This is a genomic window from Agromyces sp. NPDC057679 (assembly GCF_042799635.1).
Taxonomy (GTDB): domain Bacteria; phylum Actinomycetota; class Actinomycetes; order Actinomycetales; family Microbacteriaceae; genus Agromyces.
This window is the reverse complement of the sequence record NZ_JBHVIK010000001.1, coordinates 996,776-1,013,721: the sequence shown is the minus strand read 5'-3', so window position 1 is coordinate 1,013,721 and position 16,946 is coordinate 996,776. Positions and strand designations below refer to the sequence as shown.

Annotated in this window: 14 protein-coding genes; 11 read left to right on the top strand and 3 right to left on the bottom strand. The window is 70.4% G+C overall.

Features of this window, described 5'->3' with window-relative positions; translation table 11 throughout:
* Positions 1–84 precede the first annotated feature (84 nt).
* The 3 genes from ACFVAJ_RS04510 to ACFVAJ_RS04500 all read left to right on the top strand — a co-directional run bounded on the left by ACFVAJ_RS04510 (position 85) and on the right by ACFVAJ_RS04500 (position 4,583).
* A complete protein-coding gene (locus ACFVAJ_RS04510; RefSeq protein ID WP_376941608.1) occupies positions 85–834 on the top strand; it encodes a response regulator transcription factor in 750 nt (249 codons plus the stop codon).
* The gene (locus ACFVAJ_RS04505) at positions 831–2,444 is read left to right on the top strand and encodes a sensor histidine kinase (protein ID WP_376941607.1); all 1,614 of its coding nucleotides are present in this window, start codon (positions 831–833) and stop codon (positions 2,442–2,444) included. Before ACFVAJ_RS04510 ends, ACFVAJ_RS04505 begins: the two co-directional genes overlap by 4 nt.
* Before the next feature lie 291 nt (positions 2,445–2,735).
* A complete protein-coding gene (locus ACFVAJ_RS04500) occupies positions 2,736–4,583 on the top strand; it encodes a Xaa-Pro dipeptidyl-peptidase (RefSeq protein WP_376941606.1) in 1,848 nt (615 codons plus the stop codon).
* Between the two features lie 88 nt (positions 4,584–4,671).
* Here ACFVAJ_RS04500 and ACFVAJ_RS04495 read toward each other — a convergent pair whose 3' ends face one another.
* Together ACFVAJ_RS04495 and ACFVAJ_RS04490 are read right to left on the bottom strand one after the other, a co-directional pair.
* On the bottom strand, positions 4,672–5,133 hold the full coding sequence (locus ACFVAJ_RS04495; protein WP_376941605.1) for a MarR family winged helix-turn-helix transcriptional regulator: 462 nt from the start codon (positions 5,131–5,133) through the stop codon (positions 4,672–4,674).
* A gap of 10 nt (positions 5,134–5,143) precedes the next feature.
* Positions 5,144–6,877 (bottom strand): MDR family MFS transporter, encoded by a 1,734-nt coding sequence (locus tag ACFVAJ_RS04490; RefSeq protein WP_376941604.1) that lies wholly within the window; start codon positions 6,875–6,877, stop codon positions 5,144–5,146.
* 362 nt (positions 6,878–7,239) lie between these two features.
* Between ACFVAJ_RS04490 and rplJ the strand changes: the two genes are divergently transcribed.
* From rplJ to ACFVAJ_RS04470, 4 genes are all read left to right on the top strand, one after another.
* Entirely contained in the window at positions 7,240–7,728 is a 489-nt protein-coding gene (rplJ, locus tag ACFVAJ_RS04485; RefSeq protein ID WP_376941603.1) for a 50S ribosomal protein L10, read from the top strand.
* A gap of 48 nt (positions 7,729–7,776) precedes the next feature.
* A complete protein-coding gene (rplL, locus tag ACFVAJ_RS04480; protein ID WP_376941602.1) occupies positions 7,777–8,157 on the top strand; it encodes a 50S ribosomal protein L7/L12 in 381 nt (126 codons plus the stop codon).
* Between the two features lie 208 nt (positions 8,158–8,365).
* Positions 8,366–8,815 carry a MarR family winged helix-turn-helix transcriptional regulator gene (locus tag ACFVAJ_RS04475; protein ID WP_376941601.1) on the top strand — a complete coding sequence of 150 codons (450 nt, stop codon included), beginning with the start codon at positions 8,366–8,368 and terminating at the stop codon, positions 8,813–8,815.
* Positions 8,812–10,068 (top strand): MFS transporter, encoded by a 1,257-nt coding sequence (locus ACFVAJ_RS04470; RefSeq protein ID WP_376941600.1) that lies wholly within the window; start codon positions 8,812–8,814, stop codon positions 10,066–10,068. The genes ACFVAJ_RS04475 and ACFVAJ_RS04470 overlap by 4 nt, the downstream gene beginning before the upstream one ends.
* A gap of 29 nt (positions 10,069–10,097) precedes the next feature.
* On the opposite strand, the gene ACFVAJ_RS04465 is transcribed toward ACFVAJ_RS04470, so the two are convergent.
* On the bottom strand, positions 10,098–11,123 hold the full coding sequence (locus ACFVAJ_RS04465) for a LacI family DNA-binding transcriptional regulator (RefSeq protein WP_376941599.1): 1,026 nt from the start codon (positions 11,121–11,123) through the stop codon (positions 10,098–10,100).
* A gap of 245 nt (positions 11,124–11,368) precedes the next feature.
* On the opposite strand from ACFVAJ_RS04465, the gene ACFVAJ_RS04460 reads away from it, so the two are divergent.
* The 4 genes from ACFVAJ_RS04460 to ACFVAJ_RS04445 all read left to right on the top strand — a co-directional run bounded on the left by ACFVAJ_RS04460 (position 11,369) and on the right by ACFVAJ_RS04445 (position 16,931).
* Entirely contained in the window at positions 11,369–12,718 is a 1,350-nt protein-coding gene (locus ACFVAJ_RS04460; RefSeq protein WP_376941598.1) for an ABC transporter substrate-binding protein, read from the top strand.
* 113 nt (positions 12,719–12,831) lie between these two features.
* Positions 12,832–13,803: a carbohydrate ABC transporter permease gene (locus tag ACFVAJ_RS04455; protein WP_376941597.1), complete on the top strand. Its 972-nt coding sequence runs from the start codon at positions 12,832–12,834 to the stop codon at positions 13,801–13,803.
* Positions 13,800–14,792, top strand: coding sequence for a carbohydrate ABC transporter permease (locus ACFVAJ_RS04450; protein WP_376941596.1), 993 nt, complete (start codon positions 13,800–13,802; stop codon positions 14,790–14,792). The genes ACFVAJ_RS04455 and ACFVAJ_RS04450 overlap by 4 nt, the downstream gene beginning before the upstream one ends.
* A gap of 138 nt (positions 14,793–14,930) precedes the next feature.
* Positions 14,931–16,931, top strand: coding sequence for an ABC transporter ATP-binding protein (locus ACFVAJ_RS04445; protein ID WP_376942470.1), 2,001 nt, complete (start codon positions 14,931–14,933; stop codon positions 16,929–16,931).
* The last annotated feature ends 15 nt before the right edge of the window (positions 16,932–16,946 follow it).

The window sequence follows — 16,946 nt, the reverse complement described above, 5'->3', positions numbered from 1 at the left end:
GCACCCGATCGGCACTCGATCGGCGCGCGGCATCCGCTCATGAAAGCCATAGGAAACGCATAGCGGGGTGCGGATACTGGAAGCATGACCACGACCCCCGCCGCCGCGTCCCATCGTGCTCCCGCCATCGCCAAGGGCGACGGTTCGATGGTGCGGGTGCTCGTGGTCGACGACGAGCACTCGCTCACCGAGCTGCTGAAGATGGCGCTCAAGTACGAGGGCTGGGACGTGCGCACCGCCGCCGACGGCCACAGCGCGGTGCGCATCGCGCGCGAGTTCCGGCCCGACGCGATCGTGCTCGACATCATGCTCCCCGACTTCGACGGGCTCGAGGTGCTGCAGCGCGTGCGCGCCGACGGCACCGAGACGCCGGTGCTGTTCCTCACCGCGAAGGACTCGCTCGACGACCGCATCGCCGGGCTCACCGCGGGCGGCGACGACTACGTCACGAAGCCGTTCAGCCTCGAGGAGGTCGTGGCGCGCCTGCGCGGACTCATCCGCCGCTCGACCCTGACCCTCGCCCAGGCGAAGGACCCGGTGCTCACCGTCGGCGACCTCACCCTCGACGAGGACTCGTACGAGGTCGCGCGCGGCGGCGAGCCGATCGAGCTCACCGCGACCGAGTTCGAGCTGCTCCGCTACCTCATGCGCAACCCCCGACGCGTGCTCTCGAAGGCGCAGATCCTCGACCGCGTGTGGTCGTACGACTTCGGCGGCAAGGAGTCCGTCGTCGAGCTCTACATCTCATACCTGCGCAAGAAGGTCGACGCCGGCCGCGCCCCCATGATCCACACGGTCCGCGGCGCCGGGTACATGCTGAAGGCCGCGGGATGACCCGGCCCGGCGACCCGGGGCACGCCGCCGCGTCGCGCGAGGCGGTCGTCGCCGTCGCGACCGGGGCGACCGACGCGGTCGTCGACGGGGCGGATGCGCCGCGCCGCGGCCGTCCGTGGACCCTCCGCCGCCGGCTCCTCGTCATCGTCGCGTCGCTGCTCGTCGCGGTCAGCGCGGTCGTCGGCCTCGTGAGCGTCGCGGTGTTCCACAGCTCCTCGGTCGCGCGGCTCGACGCGAACCTCGATTCGACGATCTCGCGCGCGAACCTCGCGATCTCGGGCCAGCCGCCCGGGTTCCCCGGCGACCCCTCTGCGGCACCCTCGCTCGTGCTCAACATCCCCGGCCAGGAGGCCGGCACCCTCGCCGCCCTGGTCCCCGCCGACGGCGAGACGCGGGCCGGCTACATCACCGAGGGCGGCCGGGTGCTCGACCTGCCCGCCGAGCTCGCCGACGTGCTCGCCCACGTGCCGACCGACGGCGAACCCCACTCGATCCGGGTCGGCGAGCTCGGCGACTACCGTGCGCTCGCCCTCGAGCAGACCGAGTGGAACGGCGTGCGGATCGTGCTGGCGCTGCCGCTCGCCGAGGTGAACGCCGACAGCTCGCAGCTCGCCCTGACCATCACGATCGTCGCGCTCGCGGGGCTCGTCGTCGCGATGGGCCTCGGCTCGGTCATCGTCGCGAGGGCGCTCAGCCCGCTCGAGCGCGTCACCGCCACCGCGCAGCGCGTCTCCGAGCTGCCGCTCGACCGCGGCGACGTCGCGCTCGCCGAACGGGTCGACGTCGACGACGACGGCACCGAGGTCGGACGCCTCGGCTCCGCGTTCAACCGCATGCTCGGCCATGTCGCCTCCGCCCTCACCGCCCGCGAGCAGAGCGAGCAGAAGGTGCGCCGCTTCGTCGCCGACGCGTCGCACGAGCTGCGCACCCCGCTCGCCTCGATCCGCGGCTACGCCGAACTCACGCGCCTGCACGGCGGCGAGCTGCCCGACGACGTCGTGCACGCGTTGTCGCGCATCGAGTCGGAGTCGCTGCGCATGACCGGACTCGTCGAGGACCTGCTGCTGCTCGCCCGGCTCGACGAGGGCCGGGAGCTCGTGCACGGACGGGTCGACCTGCGCGCCATCGTGGTCGACGCGGTCGGCGATGCGCAGGCCGCTGGCCCCGACCACGACTGGTCGGTCGACGCGCCCGACGACGCCGTCGAGGTCTCGGGCGACGACGCCCGGCTGCGGCAGGTGCTGACGAACCTCCTCGCGAACGCGCGGCTGCACACGCCGGCGGGCACCGAGGTCGTCGCCCGGCTCCGCGTCGACGGCGATCGCGCCCGGCTCGAGGTCGTCGACGACGGGCCCGGCATCGACGAGTCGGTGCGCGCCACGCTCTTCGAGCGGTTCGCACGCGGGGATGCCTCGCGCTCGCGCCGCGCCGGGTCGACGGGCCTCGGCCTCGCCATCGTGCGCGCCGTGGTCGAGGCGCACCACGGCACGGTCGAGGTCGTGAGCGAGCCGGGGCGCACCGCCTTCACGGTCGAGCTGCCGCTCGTGACGGCCGCAGCGCCCGCGCCCGCCCCCGCCCCCGCCCCCGCGCCGGCGCCGGCCGCCGAGTAGCGCGGATCGCTCGCTCGCTCGCTTGCTCTCGCCGCCGATTCGCCCGGCCCGCGCCCCGCACTTCTCAGGATGAGCGGGTCGATGCCCTCGAGTGGGCCGCCATCGGGGCGCTCGTCCTGAATACTGCGGCGCGGGTTCGGCATCTCGGGCGCCCGCCCGCGGTTCGGCGCCGACGGGGCGTCTGGCGTGTCGTGCGCGCGCGCCCGTAGCGTGTGGAGCAGCCACGGGGCGGTGGCACCGCGCCCGGCGCGGGTGGAGGCCATGCCCCGGCACGACCGAAGGAGCATCCGCATGATCCGAGCGGTACCTACCACCGCAGGGCGGCGACGCGGTCAACGCGTCGCCGTCGCCATGACGGCCGCGCTCGCCTGCGCGGGCGTCGCGATCGCGTCGCCCGCGTACGCCAGCCCCGAGCCCGCCGAGCCCACGTTCGTCGACGGCCTCTCGCAGGCCGTCTTCACGAAGAACTCGGCCGAGTGGGTGAACGAGGAGGCGTGGGTCGAGAGCGAGGTCGACTCCGACCGCGACGGCCTGCCCGACCTCGTGCACATCGACGTGAGCCGGGTGCCCGAGACCGAGTCGGCGGGCCTCAAGGTTCCCGTGCTCATGGAGCTGAGCCCGTACTACGCCGGAGGTTCGCAGGTCACGAACTGGTCGGTCGACCACGAGATCGGCGACCCGCCGAGCGAGAAGGAGCCGTGGCCCGCCTACGTGCCGCGCAACCGTACGAGCCCGACCATCTCGCGCTCGCTCGAGAGCACCTGGGTGCCGCGCGGGTTCGCCGTGGTGCACGCCGAGGGCTTCGGCAGCGGGTGGTCGGAGGGCTGCCCCACCTCGGGCGGCACGAACGAGTCGCTCGCCGGCAAGGCGGTCGTCGACTGGCTGAACGGCCGGGCGACGGCGTACACGAGCCCCGACCGCACGACCGAGGTCGCCGCCGACTGGACGACGGGGAGCGTCGGCATGATCGGCACCTCGTACAACGGCACCCTGCCGATCGGCGTGGCCTCGACGGGCGTGGAGGGCCTCGACGCGATCGTGCCGGTCTCGGCGATCTCGAACTGGTACGACTACTACCGCGCGAACGGTGCGGTGCGTGCGCCCGGCGGCTACCAGGGCGAGGACCTCGACGTGCTCGCCGACTACGTCTACACCCGATTCGACCAGGAGATCTGCCAGCCGGTCATCGACGAGCTGCGGGCGAACCAGGATCGCGTCACCGGTGACGAGAGCGCCTTCTGGGACGAGCGCGACTATCTCGCGAACGCCGACGAGATCACCGCCGCGACCCTCGTCGCGCACGGGCTCAACGACTGGAACGTCATGACGAAGAACGCCGCCGACCTCTACGAGGCCCTCAAGGCGAACGACGTGCCGCACCAGATCTACCTGCACCAGGGCGGCCACGGCGGCAACCCGAACGACACCCTGCTGAACCGATGGTTCACCCGGTACCTCTACGACATCGAGAACGGCGTCGAGGCGCTGCCGAAGGCGTACGTCGTCCGCGAGGACCGCACGCTCACCGAGTACGCCGAGTGGCCCGACCCGGCCATGTCGGAGGTCAAGCTGAAGCTCGGCGGTGCGGCGACGTCCGACGGGGTCGGCACGATCGCGGTGTCGCGTTCGGGATCGAAGGCGAGCGAAGACCTCGTGGATGACGCGAGCCTGCTCGCCGCGGACCTCGCCGCCGCGGCGTCGTCGCCGAACCGCCTCGCCTACCGCACCGAGGTGCTCGGCGAGGCGATGCGCCTCTCCGGCACGCCCTCGGTGTCGCTGCGGCTGTCGGTCGACCGGCCGAAGGCGAACCTCACGGCGCTCCTCGTCGAGTACCCGGCGACCGGCGCGCCGAAGATCATCACCCGCGGGTGGATGGACGTCGAGAACCGCGACTCCGCCGCGGTGACCGACCCGATCACGCCCGGGAGGGCGTACGACTTCGCGTTCGAGCTCGAACCGAAGGACTACGTGTTCTCGGCCGGCTCGCAGATCGGGCTCGTCGTGCTCTCGAGCGACCACGAGTTCACCGTGCGCCCCGCGCCCGGCACGACGCTGATGCTCGACCCGTCGAAGTCGACGGTGCACCTGCCGCTGGTCGGCGGCATGGGCGCGCTGCAGCAGTCGCTGCACGCCGGCTGAGTCGGAGCCCGTCGGGCAGGAACGACGACGGGGCGGCTCGAGGACCTCACCGGTTCTCGAGCCGCCCCGTCACCCGTCTCCGGGTCGGCTACGCCTCGGCGAGCCCGCCGAGCATCTCGGCGAAGAGCTCGAGCTCCGCGACCGAGCGCTCGCGCAGCACCGCGTGCAGGCGCGACTGGTTGCGGGCCCGCACGGCGGTGATGCGCTCGACCGCCAGGGGGGTGGGCGCGAGCACCCGCACCCGGCCGTCGCGCTCGTCGGGGCGGCTCTCGACGAGCCCGACCTCCTCGAGCATGCGGATCTGCCGGCTCACGACGCTCTTGTCCATGTCGAAGAGCTCGGTGAGCACGTGCGCGTTCGTCGAACCGAGCCGCACGACCGTCGCGAGCAGCTTGTACCCGGCCGGGTTGAGCTCGGGGTGGATCTGCTGCGCCGCCTCCTTCCACACCGCGCGGGCACGGCCGAAGACGAACGAGAGCTGGTCCTCCACGTGGGCGATCGCCTCGTCGACGGTGGGCTCGGCGGCGGTTGCTGCGGTGGGCTCGGTCACGACGCTCATGCTACTTGCGGGCTCCTGAGGCTTCGGCTCCGGCATCGCGGGCGGATGCCTCGTCGCGGCGGCCGCTCGTGGCATCCGACCCGTCGACGAGCTGGATCGAGGAGGTGACCGGCGCCGCGATCTCGGCCTCGGCGAGGTCGATCGCGACCTGCTCGGCCTCTTCGGCCAGCGTCTGCGCGGCGTTCTTCGTCGACAGCGGCTTGTTCGGGAGGAACGCGATCGCGATGAGGCTGACGACCGCGAGCGGTACGGCGATCCAGAAGACGTCGGCGATGCCGTGGCCGTACGACCCCTCGACGATCACGCGGATCGTGTCGGGCAGCTCGGAGACCTTCGGCAGGCTGCCGCTCGCGAGCGACTTGAGCGCGTCGACCTCGTCGGCGGAGGTCGGCGTGAACTTCGACAGGCCGTCGGTGATGTGGGCCGTGACCTGGGTGGCGAGCACCGAGCCCATGATCGTCACGCCGATGGTGCCCGCGATCGAGCGGAAGAAGTTCACGTTCGAGCTCGCCGCGCCGAGCTGCGAGGCGGGGGTGTCGTTCTGCACGATGAGCGTGAGGTTCTGCATCACCATGCCGAGGCCCGCGCCGAGCACGAACATGTAGACCGAGACGAGCGAGAAGTCGGTGTCGTAGCGGAGCGTCGTCATGAGGCTCACGCCGGCGAGGGTGAGCACGGAGCCGAGGAGCATCCAGCCCTTCCACTTGCCGAAGCGGCTGACGAGCGCGCCGATGCCGATCGAGGCGCCCATCTGGCCGACGATCATCGGGATGGTCATGAGGCCCGACTCGGTCGGGGTCGCGCCGCGGGCGAGCTGGAAGTACTGCGCGAGGAAGACGCTCGTCGCGAACATCGCCACGCCGATCGAGATCGATGCGATCACCGAGAGGGTGAAGGTGCGGTTCGTGAAGAGGGTCATCGGCACGATGGGCTCCTCGACGAGGAACTCGGTGACGATGAAACCGATGATCGCCGCGGCCGAGACGCCGATGATGGCGAAGCTCTCGACGGAGTTCCACTCGAACTGGTTGCCGCCCATCGACACCCAGATGAGGAGGAGCGAGACGCCGACGGTGAGGAGGATCGCGCCGAGGTAGTCGATCTTCACGCGCTCGCGGTTCGGCTTCGGCAGGTGCAGCGTGCGCTGGATGAGGATGATCGCGAGGACGGCGAAGGGCACGCCGATGAAGAAGTTGGCGCGCCAGCCGAAGGCGTCGGTGATGACGCCGCCGAGCAGCGGCCCGCCGATCGTGGCGAGGGCCATGATGCCGCCGACCACGCCCATGTACTTGCCGCGCTCGCGCGGCGAGATGATGAGGGCGACCGCGATCATCACGAGCGACATGAGGCCGCCGGCGCCGAGGCCCTGCACGACGCGCACGGCGATGAGCATGCCGGTCGACTGCGAGAAGCCGGCGACGACGGTGCCGACGACGAAGAGCGAGAGCGCGATCTGCAGCAGCATCTTGCGGTCGACGAGGTCGGCGAGCTTGCCCCAGATCGGGGTGGAGACGGCCGTGGCGAGCAGGCTCGCGGTGATGACCCAGGTGTAGGCGGACTGGTCGCCGCCGAGGTCGGCGATGATGACGGGCATCGAGGTCGAGACGACCGTGCCCGAGAGCACGGCGACGAACATGCCCATGATGAGGCCCGAGAGGGCGGTGAAGACCTGGCGAGGCGTACGTGTCGTCTCGAGGTCGTTCGGAAGCGTGGAGGTCACAGAGGTTCCTTGCATAAGTAGTTGATCGACATCAACTATAGAGAAAGTCGTTGCATTCGTCAACTGTCGACGTTCGTCAACTATTCCCGCGCACCGCTGGAGTAGCCCTCTGCGGTGGATTTGGCGGAGCCCGGGGCATCCGCTACTCTTGACGGAGCCGAAGACCGCTGGTTGTCGTGCGCGCTCGTGAAAACGGGCGAACGCGACCGAAGTCTTGCGAAAGCAAGGGCCCGCGCAGGTGTGACGAAGACTTTCCGGGTGATCCGGGCCGAGCTCCGCGCAACTGCGCCGGAGCTTTTTTCTTTCTCCCCATTGCTTCCAGCGCTCCAGGCCGTGCATCGCCTCCGCGGTGCACGTTGAATTCACAAGGAGTGGCCATGGCGAACAAGGAAGCCTCGGTTGCCGAACTCACGAACCTGTTCGAGAGCTCCGCTGCCGTTCTGCTGACCGAATACCGCGGCCTGACGGTTGCCCAGCTCAAGCAGCTGCGCAACAGCATCCGTCAGGACGCGAGCTACGCCGTGGTGAAGAACACGCTGACCAAGATCGCCGCGAACAACGCGGGGATCACGACGCTGGACGCCGACCTCACCGGTCCGTCCGCCGTCGCCTTCGTGCATGGTGACTTCGTCGCCACCGCCAAGGCCGTGCGTGACTTCGCCAAGGCGAACCCGAATCTTGTGATCAAGGGCGGCGTCTTCGAGGGCAAGACCCTCGACGCCGACGAGGTCAACAAGTACGCCTCGCTCGAGAGCCGCGAGGTTCTGCTTGCGAAGGCAGCGGGCATGATGAAGGCGACGATGGGCAAGGCTGCCGCCACCATCGACGCGCTTCGCGAAAAGCTGGAGACCGCCGAGGCCGCGTAAGCGCCCGACGGACTCGTTACACAAACCCCACCTAATAGGAGAAACATCATGGCGAAGCTCACCACCGAAGAGCTGCTCGAGCAGTTCGCTGGTCTCACGCTTGTCGAGCTCAGCGAGTTCGTGAAGGCGTTCGAGGAGAAGTTCGAAGTCACCGCGGCCGCCCCGGTCGCCGTTGCCGGCGCTGCCGGTGGCGCGGGTGCCGAAGAGGTCGAGGAGAAGGACTCCTTCGACGTCATCCTCGAGGCTGCCGGCGACAAGAAGATCCAGGTCATCAAGACCGTCCGCGAGCTCACCTCGCTCGGCCTCGGCGAGGCCAAGGCCGTCGTCGACGGTGCTCCCAAGGCCGTGCTCGAGGGCGCGAACAAGGAGACCGCCGACAAGGCGAAGGCTGCCCTCGAGGAGGCCGGCGCGACCGTCACCCTCAAGTAATCGCCGCCCTCTCGGAGGGCAGCAATACCTGAGCGTGCGACCGTCACCCTCAAGTAATCGCCGCCCGCGCGAGCGGGTTTGCGGCTTGAGGTGACCTGCGTCACCAAGCACACGGATGCCCCGTGGTCGATCTCGACCACGGGGCATCCGTCGTCTCCGGGGGCGCGCGCGGGTCGACATATGCATAGCATGGCTATATAGTTAAGCTATGCAAATCTCGGACCTCATCGGCGATCTCGTCGCCGTGAACCACCGACTCACGCGGCTCGCCGCCTCGGCGACCGACAACACCGAGTCCCCGGCGGTCTGGCGCACCCTCAGCGTGCTGCGCGACCTCGGCCCCATGCGCCTCGGCGAACTCGCCCGCGTCAGCCGCGTCAGCCAGCCCACGATGACGAAGCTCGTGCACGCGCTGGACGACCGCGGCTGGATCCGTCGCATCGCCGACGCGAACGACGCGCGCGCCTGGCTTATCTCGGCCGACCCGTCGGGCCTCACCGCGCTCGACGCCTGGCGCGACGAGCTCGCCGGCGAGATGGCCCCCTACTTCGCCGACCTCGCCGACGACGAGCGCGAGACGCTCGCCCGTGCGGTCGCGATCATCCGCACCCGGATCGAGCGGGCCGACGCCGCCGCGCGGAACGGAGCCACCGCGTGACCGCGCACGCCGCCCACGGTGCCTCCGCCTCGATCCTCCACCAGCCCAAGGCAGTCTGGGCCGTCGCCTTCGCGTGCGTCATCGCCTTCATGGGCATCGGCCTCGTCGACCCCATCCTGCCCGCGATCGCCGAGAGCCTGCGGGCGACGCCCACCGAGACCGAGATGCTCTTCACGAGCTACCTGCTCATCACGGGGCTCGCGATGCTCGGCACGAGCTGGCTGTCGAGCCGCATCGGCGCGAAGAAGACGCTGCTCATCGGGCTCGCGCTCATCATCGTCTTCGCGGCGGCCGCCGGGCTCTCGCAGAACGTCGAGTCGGTCATCGGCTTCCGCGCCGGCTGGGGCCTCGGCAACGCGCTCTTCATCTCGACCGCGCTCGCGACGATCGTGGGCGCCGCCGCGGGCGGCACGGGCTCGGCGATCATCCTCTACGAGGCGGCGCTCGGCCTCGGCATCGCGGTCGGGCCGCTGCTCGGTGGCCTCCTCGGCCACGTCAGCTGGCGCGGCCCGTTCTTCGGCACGGCCGCGCTCATGGCCGTGGGCTTCATCGCGATCGTCGCGTTCCTGAAGGACGACGCGGATGCCTCGGCCAGGCCTGAGCCGACGAGGCTCTCGGCACCCATCAGGGCGCTGCGGCAGCCCGCACTGGCCGTGCTCGCGGCGGCGGCGCTCTTCTACAACATCGGCTTCTTCGTCCTGCTCGCGTACTCGCCGTTCCCGCTCGGCTTCGACGCGCTCGGCCTCGGGTTCACCTTCTTCGGCTGGGGTCTCGCGCTCGCGGTCACCTCGGTCTTCGTCGCACCGCTGCTCACCGCGAGGATGCCGCGCACCCGCGTGCTGTGGATCGCGCTGCCGCTGCTCTCGCTCGACCTCGTCGCGGCGGGCCTCGTCATCGAGGATCCGACGGCGCTCGTCGTCTGCATCGTCGTCGGCGGACTCGTGCTCGGCGTGCTCAACACGGTGCTCACGGAGTGCGTGATGGAGGCGACCGACCTCCAGCGGTCCGTGGCGTCGAGCGCGTACTCCGCGGTGCGGTTCCTCGGCGGCGCCCTCGCGCCGCCCGCCGCCGCCGAGCTCGCCCACCTGATCTCGCCGTCGGCGCCGTACTTCGCCGCGGCCGGGTCGGTGCTCGTCGCGGCGCTCATCGTCGTGGCCGGCCACCGCGCGCTGCGTCGCGTCGACCGGGTCGAGCACGACGTCGAGGCCGCTGAGCGCGAAGCCGAGGCGATCACGGTGGGCGACGCCGCCTGAGGCCGCCTTGCGCGGTCGCGCCGCCGCGCTCAGCCGCGCGGCGGGGCGGTCGTGCTCGAACGCACGACGAGACGGGTCGGCAGCGGGGCGCCCGAGTCGGGGAGCGGGTCGGCGACCTCGCCCTCTCCGAGCAGGCGCAGCACGGCCTCGACGGCGAGGCGTCCCTGCTCGCCGGGGGACTGCTCGATCGTGGTGAGGCCGAACATCTCGGCGTACTCGTGGCCGTCGACGCCGATGACCGAGAGTTCGCCCGGCACCGCGATGCCGAGTCGCTCCGCGGCGATCATGGCGCCGAACGCCATCTCGTCGCATGCGGCGAACAGCGCGGTCGGGCGCGGGCCGGGCTGGCCGAGCAATTGCAGCGCCGCGGTGCATCCGGCGGGCATCGTCGTGTCGGTCTCGAGCACGAGGCCCTCGTCGGGTGCGAGTCCGGCGGAGGCGAGCGCGTCGAGGTAGCCGCGCAGCCGTTCGCCCGGCACGGTGCCCGGCTCGGCGGCGGCGTCGGGGCCCGCCAGGTGGGCGATGCGGGTGTGGCCGAGCCGGAGGAGGTGCTCGGTCGCGAGGGTGCCGACGGCGCGGTCGTCGATCGACAGGCGGGCGTCGACGGCGCCCCGCCCGCCGAGGCAGACGAGCGGCTTGTCGCTCTGGGAGAGCCGGGCCGCCTCGTGCTCGGCGAGGTCGACGCCGACCGCGATGACCGCGTCGACGCGCTTGCGGGCGAGGAAGAACTCGAACACCCGATCGCGCTCGGGGCCGGCGTCGGCGACGTTGTAGAGCGTCAGGTCGTACCCTGCCGACAGCAGTGCGCGCTCGATGCCCTCGAGTACCTCGCCGAAGAACCAGCGGTTCACGATCGGGATGACGACGCCCACGTTCTTCGTGCGCCCGGTGACGAGGCTGGCGGCGGCGGGGGAGGCGATGTACCCGATCTCGGACGCCGCGGCCTCGACCCGCCTGCGGGTGGCGACGGCGACGTGGCCGCCCCCGGAGAGCGCTCGCGAGGCGGTCGCCTTCGATACGCCCGCAAGGCGCGCGACATCGCCGATGGCCGCCATCCGCAACCCCCTCCGTCGGGCAGTTCCGGAGCCGAGCCTAGCGGCAGACCGGCTTCGGATGGAACCGGTTCCGGCGGATTCGCCGCTCGAGGCGTGGGAGCGCTCTCGCACTGCGAACCCGGACGTCCGCACGGTGACTGATTCGTGACCCCGGCTCCCTTGTGGACGCCCGTGCCACTGGCCTACCGTGGGGTCTGGAACCGGTTTCCGGCTCCGCCCTGCACCACACTCAACGAGGAGATGACATGAGATTCACACGGCATCGCCGTCTGATGGCCCCCGTCGTGGTGGCCGCAGCGGTCGGTCTCACGCTCACGGCCTGCACGGGCGACGTTGCGAACGAGGAGTCGGCGACCGGGGACTGCGGGCCCTACGAGACCTACGGCTCGTTCGACGACGGCACCGAGGTCGACGTCTACGGCACGATCCTCGATCCCGAAGCCGAACTGCTGAACCAGTCCTGGGCCGACTTCGAGAACTGCACCGGCATCGACATCGTCTACGAGGGCTCCGACCAGTACGAGGAGCAGCTCAACGTCCGCATCGAAGGCGGCAACCCGCCCGACCTCGGGATCACCCCGCAGCCGGGCCTCATCGCACGCCTCGCCCAGCAGGGCGACCTCCTGCCGGCGCCCGAGTCGGTCGCCGACAACGTGGCCGAGTACTGGTCCGAAGACTGGGCGGCCTACGGCACCGTCGACGGCACGCTCTACGGCGCACCGCTGATGGCGAACATCAAGGGCTGGGTCTGGTACTCGCCGACCCTCTTCGAGGAGAACGGCTGGGAGGTGCCCGAGACGCTCGACGACCTCGCCGCGCTGACTGAGGAGATCCGCGGATCCGGCGCCGTCGACAAGCCCTGGTGCGTCGGCTTCGCCTCCGGCGTCGCGACCGGCTGGCCCGGCACCGACTGGGTCGAGGACTTCGTGCTCCGCATGTCGGGCCCCGACGTCTACGACCAGTGGACGACGCACGAGATCCCGTTCAACGACCCGGCCATCGCCGAGGCGTTCGACTCGGTCGGCGAGTTCATCCGCACCGACGAGAACGTCAACGGCGGTCTCGGCGACGTGCGCTCGATCGCGACGACCGACTTCGGCGACGCGGGCCTGCCCATCATGGACAACGCCTGCGCGATGCACCACCAGGCCTCGTTCTACGAGGGCTTCTGGCCCGAGGGCACCACGGTCGCCGAGGACGGCGACGTGTGGGCGTTCATGCTGCCGGGCACTGAGGCCGGGGCCAACGCGGTCACGGGCGGTGGCGAGATCGTCGCGGCGTTCTCCGACGCCGACGAGGTCGTGGCCGTGCAGACGTACCTGTCGAGCCCCGAGTGGGCGAACTCGCGCGTCAGCCTCGGCGGCGTCATCAGCGCCAACACCGGGCTCGACCCCGAGAACGCCGGCAGCGCACTGCTGCAGGAATCGGTCGCCCTCCTGCAGGACCCGAACACCACGTTCCGATTCGACGGCTCCGATGTGATGCCCGCCGCGGTCGGTTCCGGGACGTTCTGGACCGGCATGGTCGACTGGATCGGCGGCAAGAGCACGGCCGACACGCTCGACTTCATCGAAGCGAGCTGGCCGCAGGAGTGACGGATGCCCCGGGGTCGCGCCGCGCGCGGCCGGCCCCGGGGTGACCCGTCCCACCGGCCGCGCCGCAGCGCGCCGGACCGTCGTCGTATCCGCTTGCGATCGGAGGCCTCCGGGTGACCACCGCCGACCTGATCGGCAAGATCTTCCAGATCCTGCTCGGGCTCGCGATCTTCGCGGCCGTCATCGGGCTGATCCTGTTCCTGATCGACCGCGCCCCCAAGCGCGGTCGTGACTGGTACCAGCTCGTCCTGTTCCTCGCCCCCGCCTGCATCCTGCTGGCAGTGGGCCTGCTGTATCCGGCGGTGCGCACCGCCTTCACGTCGTTCACCAACCGCGCGGGCGACTTCATCGGCTTCGACAACTACGTCTGGATGTTCACCCAGCCCGAGGCCCTGCTCACCCTCGGCAACACGATCCTCTGGGTCGTGCTGGTGCCGACGGTCTCGACCGCAGTGGGGCTCGCCTACGCGGTGTTCATCGACCGCTCGCGCGGCGAACGCATCTACAAGTCGCTCGTGTTCATGCCCGTCGCGATCTCGTTCGTCGGTGCGGGCATCATCTGGAAGTTCGTCTACGAGTACCGCCCGGCCGCGAGACCCCAGATCGGCCTGCTCAACCAGATCGTGGTCTGGTTCGGCGGCGAGCCGGTGCTCTGGCTGCAGGAGCCGATCGTCAACACGATCCTGCTCATCATCGTCATGATCTGGGTGCAGACCGGCTTCGCGGTCGTCGTGCTCTCCGCGTCGATCAAGGGCATCCCGTCCGAGCAGCTCGAGGCGGCCGAGCTCGACGGGGCGACGAACTGGCAGCGGTTCCGCAACGTGACGCTGCCCGGCATCAGGGGCGGCCTCGTCGTCGTGGTCACGACGATCACGATCGCGACGCTCAAGGTGTTCGACATCGTGCGCGTCATGACCGGCGGCAACTTCAACACGAGCGTCATCGCGAACGAGATGTACACCCAGGCGTTCCGGGCAGCCGAGCCGGGCCGCGGCGCGGCGCTCGCGCTGGTGCTGTTCCTGCTCGTCGTGCCGGTCGTGGTCTACAACATCCGCGTGCTCCGCAAGCAGAGGGAGATCCGATGAGCCAGACCACCGGTTCGACCGACAAGGCCGTCGCGAGAGAGCTCGACGCCGCCGCCCGGCGCGGCTACAACCTCGACGGCACGAAGGCGGCACGCGTCAAGCGCCGCCTGACCTCGCGCCCGGCGACCGTCTTCGCCCTGCTCATCGCGGTGCTGTGGACGCTGCCGACCTTCGGACTGTTCGTCTCGTCGTTCCGGCCCGCCGAGCTCATCAACACGACGGGCTGGTGGACGGTCTTCGAGAACTGGGGGTGGACGCTCGACAACTACAACGAGGTGCTCTTCTCGGCCTCGTCGTCGGCGCCCCAGCTCGGCTCGTACTTCGTGAACTCGCTCGCGATCACGATCCCCGTCGTCGTCTTCGCGACCGTGCTCGCCGCGATGGCGGCCTACGCGCTCGCCTGGATCAAGTTCCCCTTCGCCGACTGGGTGTTCGTGATCATCTTCGCGCTCCAGATCGTGCCGCTGCAGATGGCGCTCATCCCGCTGCTCCAGATCTTCACCACGACGCTGAAGCCCGCGCAGGAGTGGCTGCACGGCGTCGTGCCGATCATCCCCGACGAGACGTACGTGCAGGTGTGGATCGCGCACACGATCTTCGGCCTGCCGCTCGCGATCTTCCTGCTGCACAACTTCATCTCCGAGATCCCGCGCGAGCTCATGGAGGCCGCCCGCGTCGACGGGGCCACGCACGGCCAGATCTTCCTGCGCATCGTGGTGCCGCTCTCGGTGCCGATCCTCGCCTCCTTCGCGATCTTCCAGTTCCTCTGGGTCTGGAACGACCTGCTCGTCGCGCTCGTGTTCTCGGGCGGCACCGCCGACGTCGCGCCGCTCACGCAGCGCCTCGCCGAGCTCGCCGGGCAGCGCGGGCAGACGTGGCAGCGGCTGACGGCCGCGGCCTTCGTCTCGCTCGTCGTGCCGCTCATCGTGTTCTTCAGCCTGCAGCGCTACTTCGTGCGCGGGCTGCTCGCCGGATCGTCGAAGGGCTGACCCGAACGGGCTGCGGGAGCCGGATGCCGCGTGGTGAGCCACGCGGCATCCGCGCCGCCCGCCGCGCCGCCCGCGGCTCCGCTCGGGGCGAACCGGGGCGGCCCCGTGCGACTGCGGTCGTAGGGTGAAGCCATGAGCATGCATGGCGGTGGGGGCGGAGGCGGGGGCGCGCAGGTCGGCCGTTACGGCAAGGCGCGCACGCGCATCGCCTCCTCCGACGAGTCGGCGCAGCGGGCGGCCAACGCCGAGGCGCCGAAGATCCCGCACCTGCTGCGGCGCATCGCCGAGCTCTTCGCCCCGCACAAGACCGCCCTCGTCACGACGGTCGTGCTCGTGCTCGTCGGCGCGGCGCTCAGCGTGATCCCGCCGCTCCTCACCCAGCGCGCGTTCGACGACGGGCTCTTCCCGACCGGCCCGGGCGGCGAGGCATCCCCGCCGAACGTGCCGGTGCTGACCGGCCTCGTGCTCGCGATGATCGCCGTGTTCGTGGTGTCGGCGCTGCTCGGCGTCTGGCAGACCTGGCTCACCTCCACGATCGGCAACAAGGTCATGGGGGCGCTCAGGGTGCGCCTGTTCAGCCACCTGCAGGCGATGGAGCTGAGCTTCTTCACCCGCACGAAGACGGGCGTCATCCAGTCGCGCCTCCAGAACGACGTCGGCGGCGTCGCGGGCGTGCTCACGAACACCGTGTCGAGCGTGCTCGGCAACACGGTCACGGTCATCTCGGCCTTCATCGCCATGCTGCTGCTCAACTGGCAGCTGACCCTCATCGCGCTCGTGCTGATGCCGTTCATGGTGATCGCGCAGCGCCGGGTCGGGCAGGTGCGCGCCCGCATCGCGGGCAAGACGCAGGAGTCGCTGTCGGAGATGACGGCGATCACGCAGGAGACGCTGAGCGTCTCGGGCATCCTGCTGTCGAAGAGCTTCACCCGGCAGCAGAGCGAGATCGAACGGTACGCCGACGAGAACCGCAACCAGATCCGGCTGCAGGTCAAGCAGCAGATGACCGGTCAGTGGTTCTTCGCGATGGTGAACATCTTCATGTCGTCGATCCCGGCGATCGTGTACCTCGTGTCGGGCTGGCTGATCGCGGGCGGCACCGCGGGGCTCACCGCCGGCACCATCGTCGCGTTCACCACCGTGCAGGCGCGGCTGCTGTTCCCGCTCATGGGGCTCATGCGGGTCGCGCTCGACCTGCAGACCTCGAGCGCCCTGTTCGCGCGCATCTTCGAGTACCTCGACCTGCGGCCGTCGATCACGGATGCCCCGGAGGCGCGCGAGGTGCCGGGCGAGCCGCGCGAGGCGGCTGACGGCGAGACGGCCGACGGCGAGGTCGTCGACGACGGCGTGCCCGACGACCCGGGCGTGCTCGGCCGGGTCGAGTTCGACGAGGTGTCCTTCCGCTACCCCGACGCCGACGAGGAGTCCCGACCGACGCTCGACGGCGTGAGCTTCACGATCGAGCCCGGCCGGTTCGCCGCCTTCGTCGGGCCGAGCGGTGCCGGCAAGACGACGGTCTCGTACCTCGTGCCGCGGCTGTACGAGGCATCCTCGGGCACCGTGCGCTTCGCGGGCGTCGACGTGCGCGATCTCCGTCAGGAGTCGCTCATGTCGCACATCGGCATCGTCAGCCAGGAGACGTACCTGTTCCACGCGACGATCGCCGAGAACCTCCGGTATGCGAAGCCCGGCGCCACCGACGCGGAGCTCGAGGCGGCGGCGCGAGCGGCGAACATCCACGACACGATCGCCTCCTTCCCCGACGGCTACGACACCGTGGTGGGCGAGCGCGGCTACCGCCTCTCGGGCGGCGAGAAGCAGCGCATCGCGATCGCGCGTGTGCTGCTGAAGGACCCGGCCGTGCTCGTGCTCGACGAGGCGACGAGCGCGCTCGACACCATCTCCGAGCGCGTCGTGCAGCAGGCCCTCGACGATGCGGCGCGCGGCCGCACGACGATCGCGATCGCGCACCGGCTCTCGACCGTCGTCGCCGCCGACGTCATCTTCGTGGTCGTCGCTGGCCGCATCGTCGAGCGCGGCACGCACGCCGAACTCGTCGACGCCGGCGGCGTCTACGCCTCGCTCTACCGCCAGCAGGAGGAGCGGCCGGTGCAGGGGGCCGAGGTGCTCGAGGCCTGATCCCGCTCGAATCCG

Coding starts and splice junctions, on each gene's coding strand:
- ACFVAJ_RS04460 (WP_376941598.1), top strand. CDS start 11,369: ATGAGATTCACACGGCATCGCCGTCTGATGGCCCCCGTCGTGGTGGCC.
- rplJ (WP_376941603.1), top strand. CDS start 7,240: ATGGCGAACAAGGAAGCCTCGGTTGCCGAACTCACGAACCTGTTCGAG.
- ACFVAJ_RS04490 (WP_376941604.1), bottom strand. CDS start 6,877: ATGCAAGGAACCTCTGTGACCTCCACGCTTCCGAACGACCTCGAGACG.
- ACFVAJ_RS04450 (WP_376941596.1), top strand. CDS start 13,800: ATGAGCCAGACCACCGGTTCGACCGACAAGGCCGTCGCGAGAGAGCTC.
- ACFVAJ_RS04475 (WP_376941601.1), top strand. CDS start 8,366: ATGCAAATCTCGGACCTCATCGGCGATCTCGTCGCCGTGAACCACCGA.
- ACFVAJ_RS04510 (WP_376941608.1), top strand. CDS start 85: ATGACCACGACCCCCGCCGCCGCGTCCCATCGTGCTCCCGCCATCGCC.
- ACFVAJ_RS04500 (WP_376941606.1), top strand. CDS start 2,736: ATGATCCGAGCGGTACCTACCACCGCAGGGCGGCGACGCGGTCAACGC.
- ACFVAJ_RS04445 (WP_376942470.1), top strand. CDS start 14,931: ATGCATGGCGGTGGGGGCGGAGGCGGGGGCGCGCAGGTCGGCCGTTAC.
- ACFVAJ_RS04505 (WP_376941607.1), top strand. CDS start 831: ATGACCCGGCCCGGCGACCCGGGGCACGCCGCCGCGTCGCGCGAGGCG.
- ACFVAJ_RS04465 (WP_376941599.1), bottom strand. CDS start 11,123: ATGGCGGCCATCGGCGATGTCGCGCGCCTTGCGGGCGTATCGAAGGCG.
- rplL (WP_376941602.1), top strand. CDS start 7,777: ATGGCGAAGCTCACCACCGAAGAGCTGCTCGAGCAGTTCGCTGGTCTC.